The organism is Delftia sp. BGA-UO-ETr-SB1 (assembly GCF_059567865.1).
Window position 1 is genome coordinate 1032253 of record NZ_JCAQOW010000004.1, and the last position, 14839, is coordinate 1047091.

The 14839-nt window shown below is 69.4% G+C and carries 10 protein-coding genes; 6 read left to right on the plus strand and 4 right to left on the minus strand.

The features are described from left to right. Positions 1-114: 114 nt before the first annotated feature. From smc to AC57B5_RS05205, 4 genes are read left to right on the plus strand one after another with little or no spacing between them, the layout of a single operon-like run. Positions 115-3642 carry a chromosome segregation protein SMC gene (gene smc, locus AC57B5_RS05190; protein WP_486703221.1) on the plus strand — a complete coding sequence of 1176 codons (3528 nt, stop codon included), beginning with the start codon at positions 115-117 and terminating at the stop codon, positions 3640-3642. Positions 3643-3699: 57 nt separating this feature from the next. Next, the gene (locus tag AC57B5_RS05195; RefSeq protein WP_097202467.1) at positions 3700-5046 is read left to right on the plus strand and encodes a cell division protein ZipA C-terminal FtsZ-binding domain-containing protein; all 1347 of its coding nucleotides are present in this window, start codon (positions 3700-3702) and stop codon (positions 5044-5046) included. Positions 5047-5093: 47 nt separating this feature from the next. Next, positions 5094-7205 (plus strand): NAD-dependent DNA ligase LigA, encoded by a 2112-nt coding sequence (gene ligA, locus AC57B5_RS05200; protein WP_496398927.1) that lies wholly within the window; start codon positions 5094-5096, stop codon positions 7203-7205. Beyond that, positions 7205-8212, plus strand: coding sequence for a patatin-like phospholipase family protein (locus AC57B5_RS05205; RefSeq protein ID WP_012205427.1), 1008 nt, complete (start codon positions 7205-7207; stop codon positions 8210-8212). The genes ligA and AC57B5_RS05205 overlap by 1 nt, the downstream gene beginning before the upstream one ends. 70 nt (positions 8213-8282) lie before the next feature. Here AC57B5_RS05205 and AC57B5_RS05210 read toward each other — a convergent pair whose 3' ends face one another. The 3 genes from AC57B5_RS05210 to AC57B5_RS05220 all read right to left on the minus strand — a co-directional run bounded on the left by AC57B5_RS05210 (position 8283) and on the right by AC57B5_RS05220 (position 12803). Then, positions 8283-11144, minus strand: coding sequence for a chemotaxis protein CheW (locus AC57B5_RS05210; protein ID WP_496398928.1), 2862 nt, complete (start codon positions 11142-11144; stop codon positions 8283-8285). Positions 11145-11396: 252 nt separating this feature from the next. Then, positions 11397-11960 (minus strand): NUDIX hydrolase, encoded by a 564-nt coding sequence (locus AC57B5_RS05215; protein ID WP_496398929.1) that lies wholly within the window; start codon positions 11958-11960, stop codon positions 11397-11399. 147 nt (positions 11961-12107) lie between these two features. Next, positions 12108-12803 (minus strand): fumarylacetoacetate hydrolase family protein, encoded by a 696-nt coding sequence (locus tag AC57B5_RS05220; RefSeq protein ID WP_034393172.1) that lies wholly within the window; start codon positions 12801-12803, stop codon positions 12108-12110. A 133-nt stretch (positions 12804-12936) separates the two neighbouring features. On the opposite strand from AC57B5_RS05220, the gene maiA reads away from it, so the two are divergent. Together maiA and pgeF are read left to right on the plus strand one after the other, a co-directional pair. Next, complete coding sequence (maiA, locus tag AC57B5_RS05225; protein WP_013802559.1) at positions 12937-13602, plus strand: maleylacetoacetate isomerase; 666 nt, start codon at positions 12937-12939, stop codon at positions 13600-13602. Beyond that, positions 13599-14456, plus strand: a complete 858-nt coding sequence (gene pgeF, locus AC57B5_RS05230) for a peptidoglycan editing factor PgeF (RefSeq protein WP_496398930.1) — start codon at positions 13599-13601, stop codon at positions 14454-14456. The genes maiA and pgeF overlap by 4 nt, the downstream gene beginning before the upstream one ends. Here the strand turns inward: pgeF and AC57B5_RS05235 are convergent. After that, positions 14376-14711 carry a hypothetical protein gene (locus AC57B5_RS05235; protein ID WP_013802557.1) on the minus strand — a complete coding sequence of 112 codons (336 nt, stop codon included), beginning with the start codon at positions 14709-14711 and terminating at the stop codon, positions 14376-14378. The two genes, pgeF and AC57B5_RS05235, sit on opposite strands and share 81 nt — an antisense overlap. Positions 14712-14839 lie beyond the last annotated feature (128 nt).

Sequence of the window (14839 nt, forward strand, 5' to 3'; positions counted from 1 at the left end):
CGGGCCGCTTTCCATTCTTGAGCAGGGGTGGCGCGCGGTATCATTCCGAGCTTCCCTGTTGTTCCCCCACGTCCTCATTCGTCCGTTCGCCGCGGACCGCCATCTGCCTGCATCGTGCGCCTGAATTCCATCAAGCTGTCCGGCTTCAAGTCCTTCGCCGAGCCCACCAACTTCATGCTGCCGGGGCAACTGGTGGGCGTGGTGGGCCCCAACGGCTGCGGCAAGTCCAACATCATGGATGCGGTGCGCTGGGTGCTGGGCGAGAGCAAGGCCAGCGAGCTGCGCGGCGAGTCCATGCAGGACGTGATCTTCAACGGCACCACGCACCGCAAGCCGGCCAGCCGCTCCAGCGTGGAGCTGGTGTTCGACAACAGTGACCACCGCGCGGGCGGCCAGTGGGGCCAGTTCGGCGAGATCGCCGTCAAGCGCGTGCTCACGCGCGAGGGCAACAGCAGCTACTTCATCAACAACCAGGCCGTGCGCCGCCGCGATGTGCAGGACGTGTTCCTGGGCACGGGCCTGGGCCCGCGCGCCTACGCCATCATCGGCCAGGGCACGATCAGCCGCATCATCGAGTCGCGCCCCGAGGAACTGCGCCTGTTCCTCGAAGAGGCCGCAGGCGTGTCCAAGTACAAGGAGCGCCGGCGCGAGACCGAGAACCGGCTCTCGGCCACCACCGAGAACCTCACGCGCGTGGAAGACATCCTGCGCGAGCTCAACAACAACCTCGACCGGCTGGAAAAGCAGGCCGAGGTGGCGGCCCAGTACAACGCGCTGCAGTCCCAGGTCACGCTCAAGCAGCAGCAGCTGTGGTTCCTCAAGCGCGCCGAGGCCGAGGCCGAGCAGGACCGCGTGCGCGTGGAGGGCCTGCAGGCCGTCAACGAGCTCGAAGAGCGCATGGCCGACATCCGCAACAACGAAAGCGGACTCGAAACCCTGCGCCAGGCCCACTACGACGCCAGCGACCAGGTCAACCAGGCCCAGGCCAAGCTCTACGAATCCACGGCCGAGGTCGGCAAGCTGGAGGCCGAGATCCGCTACGTGCTCGAAGGCCGCCAGCGCGTGCAGCAGCGGCTTCAGCAGCTGTCCGAGCAGGTGCTGCTGTGGAACAGCCGCCGCGAGGAAGCCGAAGCCGAGATCGAGAACCTCGAAGGCGCCGGCATGGACGCCGAGGAACAGGCCGAGATGCTGGCCGCCCAGGTCGAGGAGCAAAGCATGCGCCTGCCCGACCTGGAGGACGCCCTGCGCAATGCCCAGAAGGCCGACACCGACCAGCGCGCCAGCGTGGTCCAGGTGCAGCAGCAGATCCAGGTGCTGGCCGCCGAGCAGCGCAGCCTGGACGAGCAGCGCCGCCAGTTCGAGACCCGCTTCGAGCGCCTGCGCGCCGACCGCAACGCGCTGGAGACGCCCGACGAGGCCCGCCTGAACAATCTGCAGTCCCAGCTGGAAGAGGCGCGCGAACTGGCCGAAATGGCCGATGCCGTGCTCAACGAGCTGCAGGACTCTGTGCCCCAGCTCGACGAGGACCGCCGCACGCGCCAGCAGGCCGTCAACGCCGAGGCCGCGCGCCACGCGGACCTGTCGGCGCGGCTGGAAGCGCTCAAGGCCCTGCAGGAAAAGGTCAAGACAGACGGCAAGCTCCAGCCCTGGCTGGCCAAGCACGGCCTGGACGGCATGCAGGGCCTGTGGAGCCGCATTGCCATCGAGCCCGGCTGGGAAAACGCGCTGGAGGCCGCGCTGCGCGAGCGCCTGGGCGCGCTGGAAGTGGGCCGGCTCGACATGGTGCGTGGCTTTCTGGGCTCAGGCGGGCACGATGCGCCGCCCGCGCGCCTGGCCTTCTTCAGCCCCCCGCAAGGCGCACCCGCGCCGGCCGCTGGCCGCTGGCAGCACCTTTCGGACCTGCTGCGCGTGAACGATGCCGGCCTGCGCGCCGTGCTCGGCGACTGGCTGCAGGACTGCTACACGGCGCCCACGCTGGAAGAGGCGCTGTCGCGCCGCGGCGAACTGCGGCCCGGTGAAACCGTCTACGTGCCCACGGGCCATGCCGTCAGCAGCCACAGCGTGAGCTTTTATGCGCAGGACTCGGAGCAATCCGGCCTGCTGGCACGCGCCCAGGAAATAGAGCACCTTGAAAAGGAAGTGCGCGCCCAGGCGCTGATCTCCGACGAATCGCGCACGGCCCTGGTGCGTGCCGAAAGCGCCTATGCCGAGGCCTCGCAGCGCCTGGTCGGCGCCCGGCGCGAGGCCAGCGAATCGCAAAGCCGCGCCCATGAGCTGCAGGTCGAAACCCTGCGCCTGTCGCAGCTGGCCGAGCAGGCCCGTGCACGCAATGCCCAGATCAGCGCCGACCTGGCCGAGGTCGAGGCCCAGCTGTCCGACATCGAGGAGCGCCGCGTGGCGGCCGAAGCCCGCTTCGAGGAACTGGACATGCAACTGGCCGACAGCCAGGAGCGCCATGCCCAGCTCGGCGACAAGGTGCTGGAGTCCGAGCGGCGCCTGAACGAATCGCGCGAGCAGCTGCGCACGCTGGAACGCCAGGCCCAGGAGGCCACGTTCTCGCGCCGCAGTCTGGAAGCGCGCCGGGGCGAACTGAGCCGCACCATAGAGACGGCCAGCCAGCAGGCCCGCTCCCTGGCCGACGAGCAGCAGCGCGCGCAGGACGAGCTCACGCGCCTGACCGATGCCGCGGCCCAGGGCGGCCTGCAGGATGCGCTGGATTTGAAGATGCAGCGCGAGCAGGCCGTGGCCGCGCGCCGCAGCGAATATGACGACCTGACCAACAAGCTGCGCGCCAGCGACGAACGTCGCCAGCAACTGGAAAAGGCGCTGGACCCGCTGCGCCAGCGCATCACCGAATTCCAGCTCAAGGAGCAGGCCGCGCGCCTGGGCCTGGAGCAGTACTCCACCTTGCTGGAAGAGGCGGGCGCCGACCTGGCCGCCGTCTCCCAGTCCATTGCCGAGGCCAATGTGCGCATGCACGGCCTGCAGGGCGAGATCGACCGCCTGCACCGCGAGATCGCGGCCCTGGGCGCGGTCAACCTGGCGGCGCTGGACGAGCTGAAGCTGGCGCGCGAGCGCAAGACCTTCCTCGACGCGCAGACCGAGGACCTGACCCAGGCCATGAACACGCTGGAAGATGCCATCCGCAAGATCGACGCCGAGACGCGCGAGCTGCTGTCGGGCACCTTCGAGACCGTGAACGGGCACTTCGGGCGCATGTTCCCCGAGCTGTTCGGCGGCGGGCAGGCCAAGCTGGTCATCACGGGCGATGAAATCCTGGACTCGGGCGTGCAGGTGATCGCGCAGCCGCCCGGCAAGAAGAACCAGACGATTCACCTGCTGTCCGGTGGCGAGAAGGCGCTGACGGCGATTGCCCTGGTCTTCGCCATCTTCCAGCTCAACCCGGCCCCGTTCTGTCTGCTGGACGAGGTGGATGCGCCGCTGGACGATGCCAACACCGAGCGCTATGCCAAGCTGGTGGCCAGCATGAGCAAGAGCACGCAGTTCCTGTTCATCAGCCACAACAAGATCGCCATGGAAATGGCCCAGCAGCTCATCGGCGTGACCATGCAGGAGCAGGGCGTGTCCCGCATCGTGGCCGTGGACATGGAGTCCGCGCTGTCCATGGCTGAGCTATCCTGAGCATGTCCGCAACCTTTCAAACCCCTTTGCTGGAACGACGTTTCATTCCTTCATTCCATGAGTAACCTGCAAATCAGTCTGGCCGTCTTGGGCTTTGTGGTGCTGGCCCTGATCATTGCCTACAACAGCTGGTCCGCGCGCCGCAATGCACCCAAGCGCGCCGACCCCGTCGATGAAGCGCAGCGCGATCCCTCGCGCCATGAGCCCGGCATGGACACCGTGGGCCACGGCCCGGACCTGACGCACAGCCTGCGCGAGCCCGTGCTGGGCGACTTCGGCACCGCCGCGCCGGGCCAGAGCCCTGCCTCCGCAGACCGCTTTGCCGAAACCGATGCCGAGCTGGCCCATCTGGTCCAGCTCGAAGAGCAGCAGCGCCAGGCCGCGGCCCAGGCTGCGCTGGCGGCCAAGGCCGCCCAGGCAGTGCAGTCCGCGCAGGCCGCCCATGCCCTGCAGGCGGGCGAAGACGCCAGCGCATCGGCACCCGCATCTGAATCTGTGTCCGCGCCTGCGGCGTCCCCGTCGGCACCGCAGTCCATCGAGCCTTCCCTCAACGACGCGGCCCTGACCAGCGCGGCCGCCAGCCGTCCGGGTCTGGATGCGCTGATCGACGCCATTGCCCCCGTGCAGGTCGGCCAGGCCGTGCCTGGCGAACTGGCGCTGCAGGCCCAGCCCGCCACGCGGCGCGCGGGCAACAAGCCCTTTGCGATCGAGGGCATGAACCAGTCCACCCACCAGTGGGAGCCGCTGCAGCCCGGCCAGCGCTACCTGGGCTTCCAGGCCGGCGTGCAGCTGGCCAACCGCACGGGTGCGCTCAACGAGATCGAGTTCTCCGAGTTCGTTGCCAAGGTGCAGCGCTTTGCCGACGCGCTGGGCGCCACGCCCGACGTGCCCGACATGCTGCAGGAAGTGGCGCGTGCGCGCGAGCTCGACCAGTTCGCCAGCGAGCACGACGCCCAGCTCACCTTCATGCTGCGCGCACGCCAGGCCTCCTGGAGCGCGGGCTACGTGCAGCAGAACGCATCGCGCCAGGGCTTTCTGCCGGGCTCCATGCCCGGGCGCATGGCCCTGCCTTCGCCCACGCCCGGCATGCCGCCGGTGCTGGTGCTCAACTACGACCCGCAGGCGGCGATGGCCGACGACCTGGACACCTCGGTGGTGCGCGAGTTTCTGCTGAGCCTGGACGTGCCCCAGGTGCCGCGCGGCGAGCAGGCCTTCGTGCAGTTGCGCCAGGTGGCCGAGCGCCTGTGCCAGACCATGGACGGCGTGCTCTGCGACCAGAACGGCTACCTGCTGCCGGCCATGGCGCTGGACCCCATCCAGCACGACCTGGAACATCTCTATGACAAGCTCGACAGCCGCGAGCTGTCGGCGGGCTCCATGCTGGCGCGGCGACTGTTCAGCTGACGCGGCGCGGTGCCCCTGGTGCACAACAGGCTCCTGGCCTCAACCCCATGAATGACAATCTGGATCTTTTCTCCGGTGCAGCCCCCGCGGCGCCGGAGTCCGGGGCCGCCCCCGACAAGGTGCTGGCCAAGGTGCAGGCGCTGCGCGCCCAGCTCAACCAATGGGCGCATGAGTACTACGTGCTGGACACGCCCACCGTGCCCGACGGCGAGTACGACCGCGTCTTCCAGCAACTGCAGGCGCTGGAAGGTGCCTACCCCGAACTGGTCACCCCGGACTCGCCCACGCAGCGCGTGATCGGCGCCGTGCTCGACGGCCTGATGCCCGTGCGCCATGCCGTGCCCATGCTCAGCATCCGCACCGAGACCGACAACGAGGCCACGGGTGCCGAGGCCTTCGACGCACGCATCCGCAAGGAGCTGGAACTGGCCGAAGGCGCGCCGCCCGTGGAGTACGTGGCCGAGCCCAAGTTCGACGGCCTGGCCATGAACCTGCGCTACGAGAACGGCCGTCTGGTGCAGGCCACCACGCGCGGCGACGGCGAGGTGGGCGAGGACGTCACCCACAACATCCGCACCATCCGCAAGATTCCGCTGTCACTGCCCGAAGGCAAGGGCGTGCCGCCCGTGGTCGAGGTGCGCGGCGAGGTCTACATGGGCCGCGCCGACTTCGTCAAGCTCAATGAGCGCCAGCAGGCCGCCGGCGGCAAGAGCTTTGCCAATCCGCGCAATGCGGCGGCAGGCTCGGTGCGCCAGCTGGACTCGGGCATTGCGGCCCAGCGCCCGCTGTCCTTCTTCGCCTATGGCCTGGGCGAGATCACGCCGGCTGCCCAGGGCGGCCCCGACTTCGTCACCCACTACGCCATGCTGCAGACGCTGCGCGACTGGGGCTTTCCGGTGGCGCCCCAGGTCTGCATCGCCAAGGGTGCAGCCGAGCTGGTGGCCTTCCACCAGCGCATGGGCGCCGAGCGCGCCACGCTGCCCTACGAGATCGACGGCGTGGTCTACAAGGTCAACAGCCTGGCTCAGCAGCGCCAGCTGGGCTTTGTCTCGCGCGAGCCGCGCTGGGCCGTGGCCCACAAGTACCCGGCCGAGGAAATGCCCACGCGCATGGAAGGCATCGACATACAGGTCGGCCGCACGGGCAAGCTCACCCCCGTGGCGCGCCTGGCCCCCGTGGCGGTGGGCGGCGTCATCGTCACCAATGCCACGCTGCACAACCTGTTCGAGATCCGCAAAAAGCGCGTGCGCACGGGCGACACCGTGGTCGTGCGCCGCGCCGGTGACGTGATCCCCGAGGTCGTGGGTCGCGTGCCCGGCGACCGGCCGGCCTATGTGCCCAACTTCCGCATGCCCGCTGCATGCCCCATCTGCGGCAGCGCCGTGGCGCGGCCCAAGGGCGAGGCCAACCACCGCTGCACGGGCGGCCTGTTCTGCCCGGCGCAGCGCAAGGAGGCCATCCTGCACTTTGCCGCGCGGCGCGCCATGGACATCGAGGGCCTGGGCGACAAGCTGGTGGACCAGTTGGTGGACGGCCACGTGGTGCGCACGCTGCCCGACCTCTACCGCCTGGGCCTGGTGGCCCTGGCATCGCTGGACCGCATGGCCGAGAAGTCAGCCCGGAACGTGCTGGACGCGCTGGAAAAATCCAAGAAGACCACGCTGGCGCGCTTTCTCTTCGGCCTGGGCATCCGCCAGGTAGGCGAGTCCACGGCCAAGGACCTGGCCCGCCACTTCGGCCAGCTGGATGCCATCATGGACGCCAGCGTCGAGCAACTGCTGCAGGTGCGCGACGTGGGGCCCATCGTGGCCGAGAGCATCCACACCTTCTTCGCCCAGCCCCACAACCGCGAGGTGGTCGAGCAACTGCGTGCCTGTGGCGTGCACTGGGAGGAAGGCGCGGCGCGCGAGCAGACCGCCCAGCCGCTGGCCGGCATGACCGTGGTGCTCACGGGAACGCTGCCCACGCTGGGCCGCGACCAGGCCAAGGAGATGCTGGAGGCCGCGGGCGCCAAGGTCTCCGGCTCGGTCAGCAAGAAGACCAGCTATGTGGTGGCCGGTGCCGAGGCCGGCAGCAAGCTGGCCAAGGCCGAGGAACTGGGCGTGACCGTGCTGGACGAGGCCGGCATGCTGGCGCTGCTGGCAGGCGGGGACCGCTGATGGCGCTGAGTCCGCGCAAACCCGTGGTCGGCCTGGCGCTGGGCAGCGGGTCGGCGCGTGGCTGGGCGCATTTCGGCGTGCTGCGCGCGCTGGAGGATGCGGGCCTGAGGCCCGACATCATCTGCGGCTCGTCCATCGGCGCCCTGGTCGGTGCCTCCTATGCGGCTGGCGAGATGCAGCGCTTCGAGGAATGGGTGCTGGGACTGGGCATGCGCAAGGTGTTCGGTTTCATGGACTTCAACATCACGGGCGGCATGCTCAAGGGCGAGAAGCTGATCGCGTTCTGGCGCGAGCACTTCGTGGACTCGGCCATCGAGGACCTGAAGATTCCCTTCGGCGCCGTGGCCACCGACCTGCATTCGGGCGCGGAGGTCTGGCTGCGCAAGGGCTCCATCGCCGATGCCGTGCGTGCCTCCATCGCGCTGCCCGGCCTGTTCACGCCCGTGCAGCGCGAGGGGCGGCTGCTGGTCGATGGCGGCATCGTCAACCCCGTGCCCGCCTCGCTGGCGCGCGCCATGGGCGCGGACATCGTGATCGCGGTCGATCTCAATGCCGACATCATGCGGCGCCACATGCGGCCGCTGGTTCCCTCGGCCGCCATGGCTGCCGCGCCGCCACTGGAGGAAGCCCCGCCCGCCGTGGAGCAGGGCGTGGCGCCCGAAGACCTGGCCGGCCAGGCCAGCGCCGTGGCCGGCACGGCCTGGGTGCGCAGGCTGCAGCGCGGCGTGATGGGGTGGATGCCCGGCCACCATCGCGACGAGGCAGGCCGCGAGACCGAGCCGCCGCCGCGGCCCCCCTCGTTGCTGGACGTGGTGATGACCAGCGTCAACATCATGCAGATGCGCATCACGCGCAGCCGCATGGCGGGTGACCCGCCCGAGCTGGTGATCGCGCCGCGCCTGTCCCACCTGGGCCTGCTGGACTTCCACCGCGCCCGCGAGGCCATCGACGAAGGCTACGAGGCAGCGCAGGCTGCGTTGCCGGGCCTGCGCCACTGGGGCCTTTGAGGCGCTAAAGGCGCGGCACACCCGACAGGCCCAGCGCGCCCGATATGCCCATAGGCCCGACCGGCCCGGGCTACGCCGCCTCTCTTTCCACGCTGACCGCATTGCGGTCGGCATTGGCCGCGGCAACGCGCGAAGGCTGCAGCCTGCGCATCAGCGCGGCGGGGTCCAGGCACTGGATCAGCGGCAGGCCCGAGTCGGCATGCACCAGCTTGCGCACCAGGGCCGTCGCGGTGTCGGCCGCGTTCAGCATGGGCGAATCCACCAGCGCGCTGGCTGGCAGCCGGTGCACGCCCTGCAGCGCGCTGACCAGCAGGCCCACGCGCAGGCCGCCATGCTGGACCACGATGACCTGTGACTGCTCGGTGACCACGCCGGGCTGGCCCTGCAGCAGCGCGGCCAGGTCGAATACCCAGACATAGCCGCTGACGCTGCCCTGGCTGCGCCGTGCCAGCGCGCCCACGCAAAACGGCAGCCGTCCTGCCGCCACGGGCGAGATGGCGCTGGCGGGCAGGGCCTCGCAGACATCAACCGCGCGCAGGGCCAGCAGGCTGGCGCCCACGTAGAAGCTGGCCAGTTCCACAGGCGCGTCGCCGCTGCCATGCGCGGGGCGCCCGTGCCCGTGCCCGTGCCCCTGCGTAGCGGGCCGGGCGCCATCCAGCCGGGTGGCCGACGCCAGGCGCAGCGCGCGGTTGCGCGCATCGGCATGCACGGGTCCCAGCCGCTGCAGGCTCAGGCTGACGAGGCCGGCCAGTGTGTCGTCCGTTGCGCTTTCTTTTGCATCGCGTGCCGCGCCCTGGTCCAGACGGAACTCGCGGTAGCCGCGCCCGGCGGCCATGCCGACGATGCAGTAGTGGCCTTCGATCTCCTCGATGCTGCTGCGCACTTCGCCATCGGCCAGCGATGCCAGGCCGGCCACGCCTGCGATGCAGCTGCCCAGCGGGCGCCCACCATGGCTGGCGGCGACGATGCGCCCGTCACGCGCCACGTAGAAGGCTTCCATCGGCAGGCGCGGCAGGCCGCTGTCTTCGGGATCGGTGGCTGCAGCGTGCTCTGCCGTTGCTGCCTGCTCTGGCGCTGCGGCCTGCAGCATGGCCTGCAGCTCCCGCCGCGTGTGGAACAGCAGGGCGATGCCGCCGATGACGGGGCCCTGATCGCCGCCGTGTGCATGTCCGTGCGCCTGTTCACTCCCAGGCGATGGCGCGCGCAGCGCGGCATGGTAGACATGGACGGGCAGGCCTCCATCGTCCATCTCCTGCACGTGGTAGGCCTGGGCATCGCGCAGCAGCACAGTGGCCTGCAGGGCCGATGCCTGCACGCGCGTGCCGGGAGCCAGGGGTAGGCCGGCCTCGTCCTCATGGCTGCAGGCCAGCACCAGGCCCTGGGCGTCATACAGCGCAATGCGCGCATAGACGGTGTACAGCGCATTGAGCTGCTCCAGCAGCCGCTGCGCGCTGTCGTGGGCCTGTACCGACAGGGCCAGGCAGCCGCTGTTGTCCTCCAGCACCTTTTGCAGGCCGGGCGTCAGGGCCCACCAGCGGCAGTCGTTGGCACGTTCATAGAGATTGCGCTCCAGCAGATCCATCAGCAGCCGGTTCAGCGTGCTGTGCTCCTGCAGCCGGGTGGACAGCGCGGTCTCGTGCAGGCCGTGAATGGCGCGTGTGAACACGGCATGGGTCAGGTCGCCGGTCTCGCCCATCTGCTCCAGCACGGCCTGCAGCGGGTCCGGGTGGGCCGTGCCCTGCACGGGGGACTCCGGCGCCTGGCTGGCAGCCAGCACCTGGCCATTCCAGACCACGCGGCGTATGTCGTCGGCCGCGCGGGCCATGGCGTGCAGCGGCGGGCAAAAGCCGCGCGCCTGGGCCATCAGCCCCTCGGCAATGTCCGGCTCCAGCGCCTGCAGGACCTGCGGTCTTTGCTGCGCGGCGAAGGCCAGGTCCAGCGGTGCCATCACCTGGGTCTGCCAGCCCTGCGGTCCCGCATAGCCCTGGTAGGGCAGGGCGCGCGCCGTGCGCACCAGGTAGGTGCGGCCTGCATGGATCAGCGGCTGCACGGCATCACCATGGTGCATGGGCACGCGGCTGCCGGGGGCTATCCAGTGGGCGTCGCTGCTGGCGATGACCAGTCCGCCCTCGTCCAGCAGCAGTCCCACCTGGGCGCGCGGCCCGCCCGAGGCAAAGATGGCCTGCATCTCGGCGGCGAAGTCGAAGCTCAGGCACAGCACGCCGAGCACCGCCATGGTGCGTGGGTGCAGCAGGCGCTGCGCGTAGATCAGGCGGTCAGCGCCTGGCAGCACGCAACTGGCGCCGAAATGGCTGACATGGCCGGCCTGCTGCAGGGACTGCTGGAACCAGGCCTCGGCACAGGGCGGTGGCGGCTTGCGGCCTGCCTGCGCCTGGGCACGTGCGCAGACCTGGCCCTGCGTGTCCAGCAGCAGGATGTCGTCATACACCGTGTACTTGGCTCGGTAGCTCTGGAGGTGGGCCTGCAAGTGCGCCTGCAGCGGTGCCTGCCATGCGCGCAGACCGCCGGCCGCCATGTCGGGTAGGCCACAGTCATCATCGCCATCGCCAAGCCGTGCCATGGCCTCGCACAGCACGGTATCGGCGGCGAGAAAGCCGACATCGGCCGTGCGCTCGTACAGGCTTCGCACCAGCAGGTCGATGGCATGGGCGGACTGCATGCCCAGCTGGGCCATGGCCTCCTGCGCGGACTGCGCCAGCTGCGACTGCAGCAGGCCTTGCTCCAGCTGCTCCAGTCCCTGGCGCGTGTCGGTGAGCATGGACACCAGGGCCTGCCCCTGCTGCGAGGCCTGCATGCGGGCCGAGGCTTCGATGAGCCGCCACATGAGCCGTATTTCGCGCAGGTCGGCGGCGTTGCGGTTGAGTTCCCGCAGGTGGGGAAGAATCAGGTCGGTTGGCAGGGATGTGGCCATGGAGCGCTCCGCAGTCAGGTTCAGGCTGGGTGAAACCCGCTTTCCCCGATCAGGGAAAAGCCTGATGCAACGAGCAAGAAGGAGGCCAGCTTGTGACTAAATGTGTCTGCAAGGTGACGCAGGGATGACAGCCCCCCATCCACAGCCCCACCCGCAGCCCCATCGGCGCCACGCCGGGGCATGGCCTGGCGTCACCGGGGTGCGGCCGGCACTGCCGTGCAGCACGGTGGTGCCGGACGGCGGTGCTTGCGCCTACAGGCTCAGGTCGATGGAGTGCACGCGGTGCGCGTCAAGCAGGCCCGCCGCACGGTCCTCGAAGTAGCGCTCCAACGTCACGCGCACGGTGCGAAAGGCCAGTTCCTCCCAGGGAATCTCGGCCTTGGCAAAGAGGCAGGCCTCCATGGTCTCGGGGCCTGGATAGAACTGCTCGCTGCGCAGGCGGGCGCGGTAGAACAGGTGGACCTGGCTGACCTTGGGCACGTCAACGATGGAAAACAGCGGCCCCATCTCGATGTCGGCACCGGCTTCCTCATCGGTCTCGCGCTGGGCGCCGCGCGCCGTGGTCTCGGCCAGTTCCATGAAGCCGGCAGGCAGGGTCCACAGGCCCCGGCGCGGCTCGATGTTGCGCTTGCACAGCAGCACGCGGCCGTCGTCGGTGACGGGGATGGTGCCGACCACGTTCAGTGGATTCTCGTAGTGGATGGTGTGGCAGTGCGGGCACACGGCGCGTTCGCGCGTGTCGCCATCGTCGGGAATGCGGTAGACCACGGCCGTGCCGCAGGCTCGGCAGAACTTGATGGGGCTGCGAAAAATCATGCCGACACCATGGAAGTGAAAGCGCCGCCAGACGGAAGGCAGGAAGGCATTCCGTGCGGCGGACTGTGGGTTCAGAAAAACGAAGGCCGGCAGGCCGGGGAGCGTGCTCCCCGCTGCCTTGCCGGCCTGTCGCCAGGCACAGGGATCTCAGGCGATCTTGACGCTCAAGGGGCTCAGGCCATCGATGCGGCCTTCCAGCAGATCACCGCGCACCACGGCGGCCACGCCTTCGGGCGTGCCCGTCATGATCAGGTCGCCGGGCTGCAGTTCCCAGGCGGCCGACAGATGCTCGATGGTCTCGGCAATGTTCCAGATCAGCTTGCCGATGTCGCTGCGCTGGCGGTCGGCGCCATTGACCTGCAGCGAGATCGTGGCCTTGGCGATGTCGCCGGCCTCGGCTGCCGGGGTGATGGGACCGATGGGCGCGGCATGTTCGAAGGCCTTGCCGATGCACCAGGGGCGGCCCTGCTTCTTCATGTCGTTTTGCAGGTCGCGGCGCGTCATGTCCAGGCCCACGGCGTAGCCCCAGATGTAGTCCAGCGCGTCGGCGGCCAGGATGTTCTTGCCCGCCTTGCCGATGGCCACGACGAGCTCGATCTCGTGGTGCAGGTTGGAGGTCAGCGTGGGGTAGGGCATGGTGCCCGTGGTGCCGGCCTCGACGGGCACGATGGCGTCGGCAGGCTTGAGGAAGAAGAAGGGCGGCTCGCGGCCGGTGAAGCCCATCTCCTTGGCGTGCTCTTCGTAGTTGCGGCCCACGCAGTAGATGCGGTGCACGGGAAAACGCTCGGGGCGGCCCAGGACGGGTACGCTGGCCACGGCGGGCGGGTTGAAAACGTAGCTCATGTCGGTGTTCCTCTGGCGCCTTGTCTCGTGGGCGCCGCCGCAAGTGTGCCATGCCTGTGGCCCCGCAGCGGGGCAACGCGATGGCCGGATGAGCCGGAACAGACCCCGGGCCGCACGGTATGCTTTGCGGTCTATGAAGCTCCACACCTACTTCCGCTCGTCGGCCTCCTACCGCGTGCGCATTGCGCTGCAGATCAAGGGCCTGGACTATGAATCCGTACCCGTGCACCTGCTGCGCGGCGACCACAGGGCGCCGGCCTATGCCCAGCATGTCGGCGATGCGCTGGTGCCGGCGCTGGAAACCGAGGACGGCCACTGGCTGACCCAGTCCATGGCCATCATCGAATATCTCGATGAGACCCATGCCGAAATACCGCTGCTGCCGCGCGACGCCCTGGGCCGTGCCCATGTGCGCGCGCTGGCCCAGATGGTGGCCTGCGAGATCCATCCGCTCAACAACCTGCGCGTGCTCAAGTACCTGGTGCGCAACCTGGGTGTCTCCGACGAGGCCAAGAGCGGCTGGTACGTGCATTGGGTGCGCTCCGGCCTGGAAGCCTTCGAGCGCCAGCTGGACCTGCTGGCCGCCGAGCGCGAGGCCGCAGGCCTGGCGCCTTCGCTGTTTTGCTGGGGCGACACGCCCACGCTGGCCGACTGCTGCCTGGTGCCGCAGATCTTCAACGGCCGCCGCTTCAACGTGAGCCTGGACGGCCTGCCACGCCTGGCGGCCATCGTCGATCGCTGCGAGGCGCTGCCGGCCTTCCAGAAGGCCCATCCCTCGGCCTGCCCCGACGCGGAATGAGCGCGGCCCTGCCTGACTCCATCCCCGGCAACCTCCCCGGCACCATTCCCGCGTCCTGGCTGGTGCCCGAGTGGCCCGCGCCGCCCGGCGTGCACGCGCTGTGCACCTCGCGCGAAGGCGGCGTCAGCACGGCGCCCTGGGGCAGCCTGAACCTGGGCGACCATGTGGGCGATGACCCGCAGGCCGTCCGCACCAACCGCCAGCGGCTGCAGGCGATCGTGCGAGCCCATACGCCGGGCGCCTGCGCGGTGTTCCTGCAGCAGGTGCATGGCGTGGATGTCGTGGCCCTGGATGCAGGCAGCGCGCAGGGCCAGGCCTTCGATGCCTGCGTGACCAGCGCCTCGGGCGTGGTCTGCACCATCATGGTGGCCGACTGCCTGCCCGTGCTGCTGGCCCATCGCAGCGGTGCCGTGGTGGGCGCGGCCCATGCGGGCTGGCGCGGGCTGGCGGGCGGGGTGCTGGAGACGCTGTTCGAGCGCTTTGCTGGCCAGATCCAGACACCGCCCGGGCAGGTGGCGCAGCAGACCCTGGCCTGGCTCGGACCCTGCATCGGTCCGCGCTCCTTCGAAGTGGGCGCCGAGGTGCGCGCGGCCTTCATCGCGCATGACGCGGCGGCCGGGGCGCATTTCACCGCCGTGCCGCAAGGGGGCGGGGGCGCACCCAAGTACCTGGCCAACCTGGCCGGGCTTGCGCGCCAGCGCCTGGCGGCGCTGGGCATCACCGCCATCTACGGCAATGACGGCGGCGACGCATGGTGCACGGTGCTCAACGGCTCACGGTTCTTTTCGCACCGGCGCGACGCTGCCCGCCTGGGCAGCAGCGGGCGGTTCGCCGCCTGCATCTGGAAGGACTGAGCGCGCCTGCGTGCCGGGGCCGCTCTGCGAGGCCTGCTGCTGCGCCAGCCAGGCCTCGCGCTCGGCCAATTCGCGTGCATGGCGTTTTCGCTTGCGCGCGGGCGTGCCCATGATGTAGATCACGATGGACAGAGGCAGCAGTCCATAGAGTGCGAACGTGATCACGGCGCCGAGTATGCTGCCCGTGGGGCTGGCGGCCTCGGCCACTGCCATCATCAGAGTGACATAGAGCCAGGCGATAACAACGAGATACATGGTCGAACCAAAAAATCGAGCGAGGCACGGGTTTTCGTGGAGGTCTGTGCCGGGCAAGGCGGGGCTCGCCTGGGTCACAATCAAAACGGATGCCCCGCAAGCCCCAGGCTATTGCATGGCATCCACGA